The 14,825-nt window shown below is 66.7% G+C and carries 16 protein-coding genes; 7 read left to right on the top strand and 9 right to left on the bottom strand.

From position 1 onward, the window contains the following. Positions 1-100: 100 nt before the first annotated feature. Positions 101-478: a PRC-barrel domain-containing protein gene (locus IFT71_RS06125; protein ID WP_031395809.1), complete on the bottom strand. Its 378-nt coding sequence runs from the start codon at positions 476-478 to the stop codon at positions 101-103. Between the two features lie 117 nt (positions 479-595). On the opposite strand from IFT71_RS06125, the gene IFT71_RS06120 reads away from it, so the two are divergent. Beyond that, positions 596-1,144 carry a hypothetical protein gene (locus IFT71_RS06120; RefSeq protein ID WP_192139717.1) on the top strand — a complete coding sequence of 183 codons (549 nt, stop codon included), beginning with the start codon at positions 596-598 and terminating at the stop codon, positions 1,142-1,144. A gap of 562 nt (positions 1,145-1,706) precedes the next feature. Here the strand turns inward: IFT71_RS06120 and IFT71_RS06115 are convergent. From IFT71_RS06115 to IFT71_RS06105, 3 genes are all read right to left on the bottom strand, one after another. Further along, entirely contained in the window at positions 1,707-2,249 is a 543-nt protein-coding gene (locus tag IFT71_RS06115) for a DUF2501 domain-containing protein (protein ID WP_052380873.1), read from the bottom strand. A gap of 71 nt (positions 2,250-2,320) precedes the next feature. Beyond that, positions 2,321-3,838 (bottom strand): fumarate hydratase, encoded by a 1,518-nt coding sequence (locus tag IFT71_RS06110; protein ID WP_192139715.1) that lies wholly within the window; start codon positions 3,836-3,838, stop codon positions 2,321-2,323. Between the two features lie 207 nt (positions 3,839-4,045). After that, entirely contained in the window at positions 4,046-4,795 is a 750-nt protein-coding gene (locus IFT71_RS06105) for a hypothetical protein (RefSeq protein ID WP_192139713.1), read from the bottom strand. 205 nt (positions 4,796-5,000) lie between these two features. Between IFT71_RS06105 and IFT71_RS06100 the strand changes: the two genes are divergently transcribed. Then, positions 5,001-5,702: an NAD-dependent deacylase gene (locus IFT71_RS06100; protein ID WP_192139711.1), complete on the top strand. Its 702-nt coding sequence runs from the start codon at positions 5,001-5,003 to the stop codon at positions 5,700-5,702. Here IFT71_RS06100 and lgt read toward each other — a convergent pair whose 3' ends face one another. From lgt to lepB, 4 genes are all read right to left on the bottom strand, one after another. Continuing rightward, positions 5,703-6,545, bottom strand: a complete 843-nt coding sequence (lgt, locus tag IFT71_RS06095) for a prolipoprotein diacylglyceryl transferase (protein ID WP_192139709.1) — start codon at positions 6,543-6,545, stop codon at positions 5,703-5,705. Positions 6,546-6,806: 261 nt separating this feature from the next. Then, positions 6,807-7,724: a GTPase Era gene (gene era, locus IFT71_RS06090; protein ID WP_311723250.1), complete on the bottom strand. Its 918-nt coding sequence runs from the start codon at positions 7,722-7,724 to the stop codon at positions 6,807-6,809. 249 nt (positions 7,725-7,973) lie between these two features. After that, positions 7,974-8,636, bottom strand: coding sequence for a ribonuclease III (gene rnc, locus IFT71_RS06085; protein ID WP_446740753.1), 663 nt, complete (start codon positions 8,634-8,636; stop codon positions 7,974-7,976). Next, on the bottom strand, positions 8,633-9,442 hold the full coding sequence (gene lepB / locus IFT71_RS06080) for a signal peptidase I (RefSeq protein WP_031395171.1): 810 nt from the start codon (positions 9,440-9,442) through the stop codon (positions 8,633-8,635). Before lepB ends, rnc begins: the two co-directional genes overlap by 4 nt. Before the next feature lie 167 nt (positions 9,443-9,609). Between lepB and pgi the strand changes: the two genes are divergently transcribed. The 3 genes from pgi to gorA all read left to right on the top strand — a co-directional run bounded on the left by pgi (position 9,610) and on the right by gorA (position 13,108). Further along, complete coding sequence (gene pgi / locus IFT71_RS06075) at positions 9,610-11,100, top strand: glucose-6-phosphate isomerase (RefSeq protein ID WP_192139705.1); 1,491 nt, start codon at positions 9,610-9,612, stop codon at positions 11,098-11,100. Between the two features lie 175 nt (positions 11,101-11,275). Further along, on the top strand, positions 11,276-11,653 hold the full coding sequence (locus tag IFT71_RS06070; protein WP_192139703.1) for a DUF4174 domain-containing protein: 378 nt from the start codon (positions 11,276-11,278) through the stop codon (positions 11,651-11,653). Between the two features lie 99 nt (positions 11,654-11,752). Next, positions 11,753-13,108, top strand: a complete 1,356-nt coding sequence (gorA, locus tag IFT71_RS06065) for a glutathione-disulfide reductase (protein WP_183935174.1) — start codon at positions 11,753-11,755, stop codon at positions 13,106-13,108. A 3-nt stretch (positions 13,109-13,111) separates the two neighbouring features. Here the strand turns inward: gorA and IFT71_RS06060 are convergent, their stop codons facing one another. After that, positions 13,112-13,894, bottom strand: a complete 783-nt coding sequence (locus IFT71_RS06060) for a crotonase/enoyl-CoA hydratase family protein (RefSeq protein ID WP_192139701.1) — start codon at positions 13,892-13,894, stop codon at positions 13,112-13,114. Between the two features lie 98 nt (positions 13,895-13,992). On the opposite strand from IFT71_RS06060, the gene IFT71_RS06055 reads away from it, so the two are divergent. Continuing rightward, positions 13,993-14,415: a PaaI family thioesterase gene (locus tag IFT71_RS06055; RefSeq protein ID WP_192139699.1), complete on the top strand. Its 423-nt coding sequence runs from the start codon at positions 13,993-13,995 to the stop codon at positions 14,413-14,415. Further along, positions 14,409-14,810 (top strand): PaaI family thioesterase, encoded by a 402-nt coding sequence (locus tag IFT71_RS06050; protein WP_192139697.1) that lies wholly within the window; start codon positions 14,409-14,411, stop codon positions 14,808-14,810. Before IFT71_RS06055 ends, IFT71_RS06050 begins: the two co-directional genes overlap by 7 nt. Positions 14,811-14,825 lie beyond the last annotated feature (15 nt).

Raw genomic sequence — 14,825 nt, 5'->3', positions numbered from 1 at the left:
CCCTGACGAAAGTCAGGGCCCAGACGCCGCGGATACTGCGGTCAGTAACTCTGGGTCCTGACTTTCGTCAGGATGACGGAGGGGTCGAACCGTGCGCGGGTCAGCCGACGACCAGATCCTCGCTGCTCGACCCGTAATAGCTCGCCACCCGATCGGCATAGGCCTGGTCGAAGACCGGCGCATTGTTCGACCAGCTCGGCCCGCCCTCAAGCACGCGCTTGTCGATCGTCACCACATACAGATCACGCACAGCGTCGAACTGAAGCAGCGCGAACGGCAGCGGGTAGAAGCTCTTGCCCATGCCCAGGAACCCGCCGAGGCTCAGCACGGCATGCGTCGCGCGCCCGGTACCCTTGTGCACCATGAAGGCATAGACGGTCCCCACCGCGTCGCCATCGCGGCTCTCGACCTTCATCGTCCCCGAAATATTGGCCTGCACGAGCAGCTGGGTTGGGGTCTGGGCAACGGTATCGGACATGGATCGTCTCCTGATTTACAGTGTTCCGTCGCTGAACCGGTAGCAGCGTGCGCCGGTTCCCACGCGATCGCCGTCCTCGCGCCTTGAGCGGTCGCCGGGCGTGCCGCATAGCGGGTCATGCGCGCCCACACCCCTATCGCCGCCGGCTGGCCTATCGCCGCCGGCCTCGCCACGCTGACGCTGATCGCCGGTTGCGTCGCGCCGCCCCGCGCCGAACCGCCGCCGCCGCCACCGCGCGTCGAAGCGCCCGCCCCCGCCCCACGCCCCGCCCCGCTCGCGGCGGACTGGCGCGACTGGCCCTATACCCCGGGAAGCTGGACCTATCGCCGCGATCCGCGCGGATCGGTGGCGAGCTTCGGAACGCAGGCGGCGCTGCCAGCGCTGACATTGCAGTGCGATACCGGCACGCGACAAATCCATCTATCGCGTACTGCGGCGGCCGCCACGCCGATGACGATCCGCACGTCGAGCGTCACCCGCGCGCTGTCGGTCCAGCCCGGCAGCACGCCCGGAACCATGACGGCGACGCTGCCGGCCAGCGATCCGTTGCTCGAAGCGATGGGGTTCAGCCGCGGTCGGTTCGTGATCGACCAGCAGGGTCAGCCCGCTCTCGTCATCCCCTCATGGGCGGAGATCGAACGCGTGACCGAGGATTGTCGCGGGTAAGGGCGGGCATTCGCCCAGCGTGCCGCACAGCCTTTGAGGATTGCGCGAAATCTTCTGCAAAACAAGACTTGTATCAACCGGGCACCCGGCACACATTGCGGTTGCGGTCAGGCTTGGCCGCGTTTTTTCAACAAGCGAAAGGAGGTGATCCGATGTCTCATGGTTCAGCAGTGAGTTCGGTTCGGTTCGTTCGGGGGACGCGCTACTGATATCCGACGGCATGTGCGGGAGGTATCGCCCTCCAATCAACGCGCATGGCACAGGATGAGGTGGTACGCATGGTCCTCCGGGCTGGAGCTCTCCGGCCGCTGACCATGTTAGGAGGTTGTCGGGTCGTCGTGAGACGCCCCGGCAACCTCTTTTCATTTCTGGGTGCTTTTGGTTTGGGAATGCGGGCGTCGCCCCGCATCGGCGAGATGAACCGCCCTAGGCCCACCCACGCCGTCATCCTGACGAAAGTCAGGATCCAGAGCCACGCAGGTTGCCCCTAATTACCCTGGATCCTGACTTTCGTCAGGATGACGGGACGGGCGACGGCTAGCCGCCCTAGCGCACGCGCCGGTTACAGAAACGCCTTGGCCCGGTTGAGCACGAGGCTGCACATCTTCGTCTTCACCTGTCCGCCGAGATTGTCGAGCGACAGCCCCTGACCGTTCGGCGCCTGAAGCTCCCCCGCCTGTCCCGCAGCAAAGCCGGGCGACGTCCGCACGCCCTGCCGCCCGGTCAACCGCTGCAGGATCGACTGCGCGCCTGCCGCCTGGCCCGTCGCGGGGGACTGCGTCCGGGTCTGGGGCGCCGTTTGCCGCCCCGTTAACGCGCCTAGTGCGCCGCCCTGACCGAGCAGGTTGTTCTTGAGGCAATAGCCTAACAGACCTGCCGCATTGCCCGCACCGATCGAACCGATGCCCGACGCGCCACCGCCAAGCAGGCCACCCAATCCGCCACCCAGTCCGCCGCCGAGCCCGCCAAGACTGTCACCCAGGCTACCGAGGCCCCCGCTGGACGTACGGGGCGCGGGCGCGGGTGCCCCGCTCTGGGCAACGGCGCTCGTCGTCATCAATGTTGCGACCGCGATCGCGACGACGGGGTTGGCGGGCTTGAACATACGAAACTCCTCTGGTTCGCAAGCTCAACGGAAGGGCCGCCCTCCCCGTTCCACGTCATCAGGACGAGCAGTCACGCCGGCGCGAGCAACCGCTCCCGTGCGATCTTCTCGCGCCAGACGAGTGGCGCCAGCTGGTGGACGTTCTCTCCCGCCGAATCGACCGCGACGGTCACCGGGAAATCGGCGACCTCGAATTCGTAGATCGCTTCCATGCCGAGATCCTCGAAGCCGACGACCTTCGATCCCTTGATCGCGCGCGCGACGAGATAGGCCGCACCGCCGACCGCCATCAAATAGGCCGACTTGGCCTCGGCGATCGCCTTGGTCGCATCGCCGCCGCGCTCGGCCTTGCCGACCATCGCGAGCAGGCCCTGGTCGAGCATCATGCGCGTGAACTTGTCCATCCGCGTCGCGGTGGTGGGACCGGCTGGCCCGACCACCTCGTCACCGACCGGATCGACGGGTCCGACATAATAGATCACGCGACCGCGGAAATCGACGGGAAGTTCCTCGCCCCTGGCGAGCATGTCGGCGATCCGCTTGTGCGCGGCGTCGCGCCCGGTCAGCATCTTGCCGTTCAGCAGCAGGCGGTCGCCATGTTTCCACGTCTGCACGACCTCGGGCGTCAGCGTGTCGAGATCGACGCGGATCGCGGCCTTGTCCGGCGTCCAGTTGACGTCGGGCCACTCCTCGAGCTTCGGCGCCTCCAGATACACCGGCCCCGACCCGTCGAGCACGAAATGCGCGTGGCGCGTGGCGGCGCAGTTGGGGATCATCGCAACCGGCTTCGACGCGGCATGCGTCGGCCAGTCGAAGATCTTCACGTCGAGGATGGTGGAGAGCCCGCCCAGCCCCTGCGCGCCGATACCCAGCGCGTTGACCTTGTCGTAGATCTCGATCCGCAGCGCCTCGATGTCGTTCCTGGGCCCCCGCTCCTTCAGCTGCGCCATGTCGATCGCGCCCATCAGCGACTGCTTGGCGAGGATCATCGACTTTTCCGCGGTGCCGCCGATGCCGATGCCGAGCATCCCCGGCGGGCACCAGCCCGCGCCCATCTGCGGGATCATCTCGAGCACCCAGTCGACGATCGAGTCGCTCGGGTTCATCATCTTGAACTTGGACTTGTTCTCGCTGCCGCCGCCCTTGGCCGCGACGTCGATCGACACCGTGTTGCCGGGCACCATCTCGACATGCATCACGCTCGGCGTGTTGTCCTTGGTGTTGCGGCGCGTGAAGGCGGGATCGGCGAGGATCGAGGCGCGCAGCTTGTTCTCGGGGTTGAGATACGCCTTGCGGACGCCTTCATCGACGACCTCCTGCAGGCTGCGGGTTGAATCGAGACGGCAGTCCTGGCCCCATTTCACGAAGATCGTGACGATGCCGGTATCCTGGCAGATCGGGCGGTGGCCTTCTGCGCACATCCGGCTGTTCGTCAGGATCTGCGCGATCGCATCCTTGGCGGCGGGGCTCTTCTCGGCCTCGTACGCGACGCCCAGCGCACGGATGTAATCCATCGGGTGGTAGTAGCTGATGAACTGGAGCGCGTCGGCGACGCTTTCGATCAGGTCGGCTTCGGTGATGACGGTCATGCAGCGCCTTTACGGATACGAGTTTGCAGGCGTCTTAGCGGCGATCGGGTGATTTATGAAGATAGGGTCGGCCGGGCGATCGCCGCGCGACGCGCCACGACGTCCGCGCATGCACGAGGTCCGACGTGTAAGGTTCTCCAAACAAACGGGGCTGGAGTGGACACATCACCACTCCAGCCCCTCAGGCTGTGATTACGTGCAGCAGTCTTACATCGGCGGCGTCAGGCCATCCTTGCCGACCGCGACGGACCTCGCCCCCGACGCGCCGGCCAAGGTGATCGCGAACAGCTTCTGGCCCTTTGCGAGGATCGAACGCTCAGCCGGCTCGAACCGGACAATCGGCGTGCCGACGGGCACGACGACCTGCGCCTTGCCGCCCTTGTACGAGATGCTGAGCTTGGTTTCGCCGGCCTTGCCCGCGCCGCCGGTTACCGTCCCGTTGGTCATCCCGCTCTGTTGGTCAACGGTGCCGTTGGTCATTGCACTCTGCCCGTCGACGGTGCCGTTGGTCATTGCACTCTGCCCATCGGCCGCGCCGCCGCCGGCAGCCGCGACCACGCCAGGAACGTCCCAGGGATAATGGCCCTCGCCGGTCCCGCGCATCGCCTCGGGGAAGATGACGAGCTCGACCGCGCGCAGTGCGTCGTCGGGACCAGTCGTCGCGGTGCCGATGAAGTCGCCGTCCTTCAGCGTCGACAGATCGGACTTCACCACCCAGGCGACCTTGGTCTTGGCGTCGAGCGGAACGCTGACCGACTTGCCGTCATAGGTCTGGACGGTCACCGCGTCGGCGCCGACCGCGGTGATCACGCCGCGAACGCGGGTGACGTCGGACGCTGCGCTTGCCGCCGCGCTGGTATTGACGGTGGCAGTGTTGGCGCCGGTCGATGTCGTGTCGCCACAGCCGCCAAGGACCGCGATCACGCCGCTCAACAGCATCAGTTTTTTCGTCACCATCGCATTGGATCCTTCGAATATCATGGCGCGCGGTGCCAAGACGGCATCGGCGATCGTTTAGCGCGCGGCCATGAAGACATGGTCGGTTCGGCTCAACGCCGGAACCGAGCAACCGGACGCATCGCGTCGACGCAGCGCGTGGATGGGCGCGATATCGGCACGACTTTGGCTATCGCGGCGACAGCGCCGTCCGTAGACTATGCCCATGAAGGATATACGGAACATCGTCGTTCTGACGGGCGCGGGCATCTCCGCGGAAAGCGGGATCGCCACGTTCCGCGGGCCGGGTGGCTTGTGGGAAGGACACCGGGTCGAGGATGTCTGCACGCCCGAGGCGCTCGCGGCGGATCCGGAACTGGTACACCGATTCTACAATCTGCGCCGGGCGGCGCTGGCGACGGTCGAGCCCAATGCCGCGCACCGTGCGCTGGCGCGGCTGGACGAAGCGTGGGGCGGCGGATTGCTGATCGTCACGCAGAATGTCGACCACCTGCATGAGCGGGCGGGCGCGACGCGGATGCTGCACATGCATGGCGAACTGCTGTCCGCGCTATGTGCCGTCTGCGGCGCGCGCGAGTCCTGGGCGGGCAGCTTGCCGGAGGGGTCGATATGCGGCGCCTGCGGGTCGGCGGCGCTGCGGCCTGACATCGTGTTCTTCGGCGAGATGCCGTACCAGATGGAGCGGATCGAGGCGGCGCTGGCGCAGGCCGATCTGTTCGTGTCGATCGGAACGTCGGGCGCGGTGTATCCGGCGGCCGGCTTTGTGCAGACCGCGGCCTATCACGGCGCCGCTACCTTGGAGCTGAACCTCGACCCCTCGATGGGGAGCGTGTTTTTCGAGGAGACGCGGATCGGCGCGGCCGGGGTGCTGGTGCCGGCCTGGGTCGATGAGGTCCTGGGGCGATAGTCACGGGGTAGGGACGGCCGCGACGCGCGCGCGCTTGAACGACCGGACGTAGAACCAGATGCCGGCGCCGATCATCGGCACGCTCAGCGTCTGCCCCATCGTCAGCCCCCACCACAGATGGTCGAGCCCGGCATCGGGCTGGCGGACGAATTCGAGCAGGAAGCGCGCGGTGCCGTACAGGATCAGCCCCGCCCCGAGCAGATGGCCGGGTCGAAGCCGCGCGTCGGTGCGCCAGAACAGATAGGCCAGCACGATCATGCTGAGACCGCCCTCGAGTGCGGCTTCGTAGAGCTGGCTCGGGTGTCTGGGAATGCCGTCATGCGTGCCCGGAAAGATCACCGCCCAGGGAAGCGAGCTTGGCCGACCCCACAACTCCCCGTTCACGAAATTGGCGATCCGCACCAGCATGAGGCCGAACGGGGTTGCACACGCGACGTAATCGCACACCCGGAGCAGCGACAGCCGGTGGCGCCGCGTGAACAGGACCAGGCTGACGATCACCCCCAGGAATCCGCCATGCAGCGACATGCCGCCCTGCCAGAGCTTCAGCACATCGAGCGGCGCGCGCCAGATCTCGGGGCGGTAGAATATGCAATAGCCGAGCCGACCACCGATGATGATGCCCAGCGTCAGGTAGAAGACGAGATCGTCGACATGCCCCGCCGTCATCGGCGCACCGGACCGGCGGAGCATTCTCCGCAGATACCACCAGCCCAGCGCGATCATCGCGATATAGCTGAGCGCGTACCATCGGATCTGGAACAGGCCGAAATCGAGCGCCACCGGGGACAGATGCAACTGGTCGTAGCGGATCGCGGACGTCGCATCGATCAGGGTTAGCATCGCGTGATCCTCGTCCGGATTCTCGGGCGAGGTCTACGGTAGCATCAATAGATTTCAGGAGGTCGCGGGTTTGGTACAATAGGCGTGGGCGTGACGCATTGCCGAGCCGAACTCTGTCATCCGCTCGAACGCTACCACCCCGGCGAAGGCCGGGGCCCAGTTGGGAAGGCCTGAGTAACGGCGCGCTGTCCGTCGTGACGACCGTCCCCCAACTGGGCCCCGGCCTTCGCCGGGGTGGAGTGTGGTGGTCGTGGTCGCGGGTCAGTCGACCCAGTCTAGCCCGATATCGCGGTACACTTCGCGGTCCTCGTCCCAGCCCGGCTTCACCTTGACGTGCAGGTACAAATGCACCGGCTTGCCCGTGATCGAGGCGAGTTCGATGCGCGAGCGCGCGCCGATTTCCTTGATCCGCACGCCGCCCTTGCCGAGCACGATCGCGCGCTGCGTCGGGCGTTCGACGAGGATCTGCTGGTGGATCTCCAACGACCCGTCCTGGCGCTCGATATATTGCTCGGTCTCGATCGTGCTCGCATAGGGCAGTTCGGCGTGGAGCTGGAGATAGAGCTGCTCGCGCGTGACCTCGGACGCGAGCGCGCGCTCGGTCGAGTCGGATACCTGGTCTTCGGGATAATGCCACGGACCTTCGGGCATCGCCTTGGCAAGCTGCGTCTTGAAGTGCGCGAGGCCGTCGCCGGTGCCTGCGCTGATGAAGAACGTCTCGGCGAAGGGAAGCAGCGCGTTCAGCTTTTCCGCGTGGATCAGCAGCTTGGTCTTGTCGGCGAGATCGACCTTGTTGAGGATCAGCCAGATCGGCTCAGGTCGGCCGACCAGCGACTCGACGATCGTCGTGACCTTGCCGCCGATCCCGCCCTTGGCGTCGACGACCAGCGCGATGATGTCCGACCCTTCCGCGCCACCCCAGGCGGCGGCGACCATCGCGCGGTCGAACCGGCGCTTGGGCTCGAAGATGCCGGGCGTGTCGACCAGCAGGATCTGCGTGTCGCCTTCGATCGCGACGCCCATCAGCTTGGCGCGGGTGGTCTGCGCCTTGGGGCTGACGATCGCGACCTTCTGGCCGACGAGCGCGTTGACGAGCGTCGACTTGCCTGCGTTCGGGGCGCCGACGATGGCGACGAGGCCGCAATGCTTGGTATTGGGCGTGGTATTCGTTTCAGTCACATATGCTCTTTTCGAACTGGTGTTGTGCGCACCTGTACAGGGAAAACGGCTGTCCGTCATCGCGTCGCGGATACTTCGAGAAAGGGAGTTTGTTCGCGCGGAGCCGCGGAGGACGCGGAGGTGGTGCGATCGGGGCAAGGTCGTGCCCAACGAGACACCGAGATATTCGGCGGCGCGTGATCGCAGCGGCCGCGAGCCTCATTCGCAGCATCTCCGCGTCCTCTGCGCCTCCGCGCGAACAAAACTTTTTTAGCCCAGCTTCTCCAGCAACGCCTTGGCCGCCGCGGTTTCGGCTTCCTGTTTGCTCGATCCCATCGCGGTCGCTTCGGCGAGCTTGCCGATCGAGACGAGGATCGTGAATTTGGGGGCGTGGCCGGGGCCGGAGCGTTCGACGACTGTGTATTCGGGGGGCTTGCGGTTATTCGCGGCTGCCCATTCCTGAAGCGCGGACTTGGGGTGCTGCGGCGCCTTGGCACCGGCCTGGACGCGGTCCCCCCAGGCGCCGCGGACGAACGCACGTGCGGCGTCGAGCCCTGCCTCCTGGTACCAGGCGCCGATCAGTGCCTCCATCACGTCGCCCAGCACATTGTCGCTGTCGCTGGCGCCGTCGTCGCGCGCCTGCTTGCCGAGCTTCAGATGCGCGCGCACTCCGAGCTCACGCGCCACCTCGGCGCAGACCGGCCCGGTGACGAGCGCGTTCAGGCGTTTCGACAGCGACCCTTCGGGATCGGTCGCGAACAGTTCGTACAACCATTCGGCAACGATTAGCCCCAGGACGCGGTCGCCGAGAAATTCGAGCCGCTCGTAATTCGCCTTCGCCTGGCTGCCATGCGTCAGTGCGCGCTCATAGGGTGCCAGATCGCGCGGCCGGCGACCGAACACGCCCGCCAGCCAGTCGCCGAGATCGCTCAAAAGCCTTCCCCGATCCGCTCCCAGCGCGCGGCGCTGACCCAGGTCCAGGGTTTCAGCCATTCGGCATTGCCGTCGGTCGAGAAGAAGCTGACGACCGCCTTGCCCTCGACATTCTCGAGCGGGACATAGCCCATCCCGCTTGGTGCGGGGAACCGGCTGTCACCGCTGTCGTCGCGGTTGTCGCCCATCACGAAGATATGGCCGGCGGGCACCGTATAGACACCCGTGTCGTCGCGATCGGGCAGCTGCGCCTGGTCGAGCACGGAATAGCTGCGGCCGCCGGGCAGCGTCTCGCGGTAGCGCGGATAGCGACAGATCTGGACGCCGTCGGCGACGTCGACGAACGGCGCGCCGCATTTCTCCGCATCGAAATTGGCGGTCAGCGGGATCGTGAAGTCGGCGATCCGCGCCTTGGGGATCGCGGTGCCGTTCAGGTACAGCGTCCCCTGCCGCATCTGCACCGTCTCGCCGGGCAGGCCGATCACGCGCTTGATGACGTCGTGATCGAGCACTTCGGGGGCGCGGAAGACGACGACGTCGCCGCGCGTCGGCGTGCTGCCGAAGATCCGTCCGGGGATCAACGGCACGCCACCCGGCAGCGACCAGCGCGAATAGCCGTAGCTCCACTTCGACACGAACAGATAATCACCGATCAGCAGCCGGGGCAGCATGGATTCGGACGGAATGCTGAACGGCGCGAAGATGAAGCTGCGCAGGATCAATACGACCACCGCCAGCTTCAGCAGGAAGCGGAACGTCTCTGCGGTTTCGGATCGGGCCGGTTTGGTCTTCGCGTCTTTTGCCATGGCCGCGGGTTTGCTCAACCGGCGCGCGCCGTCAAGCATATGCAGCATCCGCCATGTCCGGATACGATCCGGACACCCCCGGAGACCCAATCGCCTCCCGGGACGTTATGGTGTTCTTGCTCGCGTCGCCGTATCGGTGCGCACGAATTCCAAATCGGAGACTTTGCATGACCGCCGACTGGTCCAAAATCGAAGCCCTGCCCGCCGCCAAACTCACCGACCTGTTCGCCGCCGACTCTGAGCGGTTGTCCAAGCTGAGCCTCGACGTCGCAGGCATCCACTTCGACTGGTCGAAGACTCACCTGACCGCGGACATGATCAGCGCGTTCGAGGAGATGGCCAAGGCGCAGGACCTGTCGGGCAAGCGCCAGGCGATGTTCGCGGGCGAGATCGTCAACGTCACCGAAGGTCGCGCGGTCGAGCACACCGCCGAGCGCGGTGAGGGCAAGCCCGAGAGCGTTGCGATCGCACAGGCCAGCCATTCGCGGATGCGCACGCTGATCGACGCGATCGAGGCGGATGCGCTCGGCCCCGTGCGGCATATCCTGCATGTCGGCATCGGCGGGTCCGCGCTGGGGCCGCAATTGCTGGTCGACTCGCTCGGGCGCGACGACAAGCGTTATGATGTCGGGATCGTCGCCAATGTCGACGGCGTCGCGCTGGAGGACGTGTTCGAACGCTTCGATCCGGCCGCGACGTTGCTGGTGGTCGCGTCGAAGACCTTCACCACGACCGAAACGCTGATGAACGCCGAAGCGGTGCTTCAGTGGATGAACGAGCATAATGTCGACGATCCTTACGGCCGCGTGATCGCGCTGACCGCGGCGCCCGAAAAGGCGATGGAATGGGGCGTCGACGAGACGCGGATCCTGCCGTTCGCCGAGAGCGTCGGCGGGCGCTACTCGCTCTGGTCGACGATAGGTTTTCCCGCCGCGATCGCGCTCGGCTGGGACCGGTTCGAGGAGCTGCTCGAGGGGGCGGCCGAGATGGATCGCCATTTCCGCCTCGCCGCGCTGCACGAGAATGCGCCGGTGCTCGCGGCGTTCGCCGATCTTTATTACACGCAGATCCGCCATGCCGAGACGCGCGCGACCTTCGCCTATGACGAACGGTTGCGGCTGCTGCCGAGCTATCTCCAGCAGTTGGAGATGGAGTCGAACGGCAAGTCGGTGACCGCGGATGGCCAGCCGCTCGGGCGGCCGTCGGCGGCGATCACCTGGGGTGGCGTCGGCACCGAGGCGCAGCATGCGGTGTTCCAGTTGCTCCACCAGGGCACGCACCTGGTGCCGGTCGAGTTCGTCGCGTCGATCGAGCCGGGCGATACGCTGCCCGAGGAGCATCATAAGGCGCTGTTGCTCAACGCGTTCGCACAGGGTGCGGCGTTGATGGCGGGCAAGCAGGTCGAGGATCCGGCGCGCAGCTATTCGGGTGATCGGCCGTCGTCGACGCTGCTGCTCGACGATCTCGACGCGCGCACGCTCGGGGCGCTGATCGCGTTCTACGAGCACCGCGTGTTCGTGAACGGCGTGCTGCTGGGGATCAACTCGTTCGACCAGTTCGGGGTCGAGCTGGGCAAGGAGATGGCGAAGGCGGCGGAGAAGGGCGGGCAGACGTTCGATCCTTCGACCGACGATCTGATAAAGCGCGCCTTCGGGTGATTTTTGGGGTGGGCGTGCGCTGAGTGCGCCCCACCCCACTCCGCCACCCCGGCAAAGGCCGGGGTCCAGTTGGGCGAACCCCAATTTATCACAGTGAGGCCTTCCCAACTGGGCCCCGGCCTTCGCCGGGGTGGTATTGGGGGGACCGTGCGCGTACCTCGAGCGTTACCGCGCTATGCCCATCCTCCTCGCCGTAGCGCTCGCCGCCTCTCCCACCCTCGCGCAGATGCGATGGGAGCGCCGCGTGTTGATCGTTGCGGCCCCCTCCCCGCAGGACCCGGAACTCGCCGAGCAGCGCCGCATCCTCGACAATTGGGCCACGAAACGCGACGAGCGCGACCTCACCGTCGTCGAAATCGTCGGCGATCAGGTCCGCGGTGCCGGGGGCAGCGCCCCCGCGCTGCGCCGCAAGTTCCGCCTTCCCGCCACCTTCACCGCGATCCTCATCGGCAAGGATGGCGGCGAGAAACTGCGCAGCGCACACCCCTTCCCCGCCGTCGTGCTGGAGCGGACGATCGACGCGATGCCGATGCGGAGGGCGGGTCGGCGATAGAGCCAGCCGATCACCCTGATCGCCGCATCGGTCTTGTCCGCGCATCCCCCCTGCCCCAGATGGCATCCAAAGCCGCAGCGCGACGTACAAGGATAGCCCGTGACCGATACCCAATTCGACTATGACCTCTTCGTCATCGGCGCCGGCTCGGGCGGCACGCGTGCATCGCGCGTTGCCGCCGCGCATGGCGCGCGCGTCGCGGTTGCCGAGGAATATCGCGTCGGCGGCACCTGCGTCATCCGCGGCTGCGTGCCCAAGAAGCTGCTGATCTACGGCGCGCATTTCGCCGAGGATCTGAAGGACGCCAAGCGCTTCGGCTGGCAGGTGCCCGACGACTGCGCGTTCAGCTGGCCGACGCTGCGCGACAACGTCATGGAGGAGGTCGACCGGATCAACGGCGCCTACACCCAGACGCTCGAGAACAACCATGTCGACATCATCCACCAGCGCGCGGTCGTCTCTGCCCCCAACGAAGTCACGCTCGCCGACGGCAGCAAGAAGACCGCGGCGAAGATCCTGATCGCGGTCGGCGCGCACCCGCTGGTGCCGGACTGCCCCGGTGCCGAGCACGGCATCACCTCGAACGAGGTGTTCCATCTCGACGATGTGCCGAAGCGCGTGCTGATCGCTGGCGCAGGCTATATCGCCAACGAATTCGCCGGCATCTTCCATCAGTTCGGCGCGCACGTCACGCTGATCAACCGCACCGACGTGATCCTGCGCGGCTATGACGAATCGATCCGCGACCGGCTGCTCCAGATCTCGATGAGCAAGGGCATCGACTTCCGCTTCAACGCGGCGTTCCAGGGAATCGACAAGGGCGAGGACGGTTGCCTGACCGTGCACACCAGCGGGCACGAGCCGATCGTCGTCGATCTCGTCCTGTTCGCGACCGGCCGCCTGCCGAACACCAAGGGCCTCGGGCTCGAGACGGCCGGGGTCGAACTCGACGCGGCGGGCGCGGTGGTCGTTGACGAGGACAACCGGTCGAGCTGCGACAGCATCTTCGCGGTCGGCGACGTCACCAACCGCATCCAGCTGACCCCGGTCGCGATCCGCGAGGGACAGGCGTTTGCTGACACGTTCTTCGGCAACAAGCCGACCCGCGTCGACTACGCCAACGTCCCCGCCGCGGTGTTCAGCCACCCGCCGATGGCCGGCGTCGGCATGACCGAATCGCAGGCCAAGCAGGCGCTGGGCTCGGTGAAGGTCTACACCTCGGACTTCCGGCCGATGAAGAACGTGCTGGCAGGGCGCAACGAGCGCTCGCTCTACAAGATGATCTGCGACGGCGAGACCGACCGCGTTGTCGGCATCCACATGATCGGCCCCGACTGCCCCGAGATCCTCCAGTCCGCCGCGGTGGCGGTGAAGGCGGGGCTCAGCAAGGCCGATTTCGACGCGACCGTCGCGCTGCACCCGACGATGGCGGAAGAGCTCGTCCTGATGAAGTAGCGCCTAGTCGACGAACACCGCCGCGCGCTTTTCGAGATTGGCGCGGACCTGTTCGATCTGATTGGGCTTGCGCATCACCTGCCCCTGCGCGTCGCTTTCGGCGCGCAGGATCGCCGCCGAGTCCGCATCGGCGGCGAGCGTGTAGAGCGCCTTCGCCCCCCGGATCGCCTGCGGATTCTTCGCGGCGATCGCACGGGCCATCGTCATCGCGGCGGCATGGGGATCGTCGTCGAGCCGCGTAACAAAGCCGTGATGCAGCGCCTCCGCCCCGTCGAATTCGCGCGCGGTGTACGTCAGCTCGCGCAGCACGTCGTCGCGCGCCAGCGTCCGCCACAGCGCGATCCCCGCCATGTCGGGCACCAGCCCCCAATGCGTCTCGCGGATCGCGAACCGCGCCTGCGGATGAGCGATGCGGATATCCGCGCCCGACATGATCTGGAACCCGCCGCCGAACGCGACGCCGTGGACCGCGGCGATCACGGGCATCGGCAACGTCCGCCAGCCCCAGGCGACCTGCTGCACCAGATTGGCATCGCCATACGTCCGATCGTCGAGCGACAGGCCCGACCCGCCGCCCGCCATCGACGCCATGTCGAGCCCGGCGCAGAACGCACGACCCTCGCCCGACAGCACGACGACGCGCACCTCGGCCATCCCCGCCAACCGGTCGATCGCAGCGGCGATCCCCTCGAACATCGCCGGGTCGATCGCGTTCATCTTGTCCGCGCGGGTGAGGCGGACATCGGCGATCCCGTCCGCGACGGCGATGGTGACCCGGTCGTTCATGGCGATCCTCTCTCCTGATCTCGTTGCGCGCGATGCTAGCCCCGCCCCGCATGTGCGGCAATGTTGCGTGGCGGTCGCTGGCGTGTAGAGGTCGGGGCATGGATGGCTTCGACGCAGAGCGGTTTACACGACATGGGTTCGGCGGGCACGGCGCCGCGCTCGGGATGCGCTATCATGCGCATGGCGCGGACTGGGCGGAGCTCGCGCTGCCCTATGACGAAAAGCTGATCGGCGATCCGGCCAGCGGCGTGATCGCGTCGGGACCGATCATCACGATGATGGACATGGCCGCCAGCATCGCCATCTGGATCCGCCGCGCGGCGTTCGTGCCGCATGCGACGCTCGACCTGCGCGTCGATTATCTGCGCCCGGCGACGCCCGGCAAGACGGTGATCGGACACGGCGAATGCTACCGCATCACCCGGTCGATCGCGTTCGTCCGCGGCCAGGCGCATGACGGCGATCCCGCCGATCCGCTTGCGCATGTCGCGGGCACGTTCATGGTGCTCGGGTCATGGTGAGCACGCTGCCACCCTATGCCGCGACGCTGGGCGTCGAGATCGAACGCGACGCGGAGGGTCGGCCGGTGCTGCTGATGCCGTTCGGCGACGACGTGATCGGCCGCCCCGGGTTCCTCCACGGCGGCGCGATCGCGGGGCTGCTCGAGGTCGCGGCGATCGCGGCGCTCTACCATGCGATCAAGACCGAGGGGCCTGACGACGCCAGCGTACGGATCAAGCCGGTGACCGTCACCGTCGATTTCATGCGCGGCGGCCGCGACAAGCCGACGCGCGCGGCAGGCGTGGTCACCCGGCTCGGCACGCGCGTGGCCAATGTCGAGGCGACCGCGTGGCAGGACGACCGCGACAAGCCGATCGCGGCCGCGCGGATGAATTACCTGATCGTCCGCGACTGACCCCGCCTCCCGCCC

Origin of the sequence: Sphingomonas sp. CFBP 13733, assembly GCF_014841795.1 — a bacterium.
GTDB lineage: Bacteria > Pseudomonadota > Alphaproteobacteria > Sphingomonadales > Sphingomonadaceae > Sphingomonas > Sphingomonas aerolata.
This window is presented reverse-complemented; position numbering and strand designations above follow the sequence as displayed.

Bases quoted from the DNA above. Each gene is read 5' to 3' on its own strand.
- IFT71_RS06125 (WP_031395809.1), bottom strand. From the start codon at position 478: ATGTCCGATACCGTTGCCCAGACCCCAACCCAGCTGCTCGTGCAGGCC.
- IFT71_RS06120 (WP_192139717.1), top strand. From the start codon at position 596: ATGCGCGCCCACACCCCTATCGCCGCCGGCTGGCCTATCGCCGCCGGC.
- IFT71_RS06115 (WP_052380873.1), bottom strand. From the start codon at position 2,249: ATGTTCAAGCCCGCCAACCCCGTCGTCGCGATCGCGGTCGCAACATTG.
- IFT71_RS06110 (WP_192139715.1), bottom strand. From the start codon at position 3,838: ATGACCGTCATCACCGAAGCCGACCTGATCGAAAGCGTCGCCGACGCG.
- IFT71_RS06105 (WP_192139713.1), bottom strand. From the start codon at position 4,795: ATGGTGACGAAAAAACTGATGCTGTTGAGCGGCGTGATCGCGGTCCTT.
- IFT71_RS06100 (WP_192139711.1), top strand. From the start codon at position 5,001: ATGAAGGATATACGGAACATCGTCGTTCTGACGGGCGCGGGCATCTCC.
- lgt (WP_192139709.1), bottom strand. From the start codon at position 6,545: ATGCTAACCCTGATCGATGCGACGTCCGCGATCCGCTACGACCAGTTG.
- lepB (WP_031395171.1), bottom strand. From the start codon at position 9,442: ATGGCAAAAGACGCGAAGACCAAACCGGCCCGATCCGAAACCGCAGAG.
- pgi (WP_192139705.1), top strand. From the start codon at position 9,610: ATGACCGCCGACTGGTCCAAAATCGAAGCCCTGCCCGCCGCCAAACTC.
- IFT71_RS06070 (WP_192139703.1), top strand. From the start codon at position 11,276: ATGCCCATCCTCCTCGCCGTAGCGCTCGCCGCCTCTCCCACCCTCGCG.
- IFT71_RS06060 (WP_192139701.1), bottom strand. From the start codon at position 13,894: ATGAACGACCGGGTCACCATCGCCGTCGCGGACGGGATCGCCGATGTC.
- IFT71_RS06055 (WP_192139699.1), top strand. From the start codon at position 13,993: ATGGATGGCTTCGACGCAGAGCGGTTTACACGACATGGGTTCGGCGGG.
- IFT71_RS06050 (WP_192139697.1), top strand. From the start codon at position 14,409: ATGGTGAGCACGCTGCCACCCTATGCCGCGACGCTGGGCGTCGAGATC.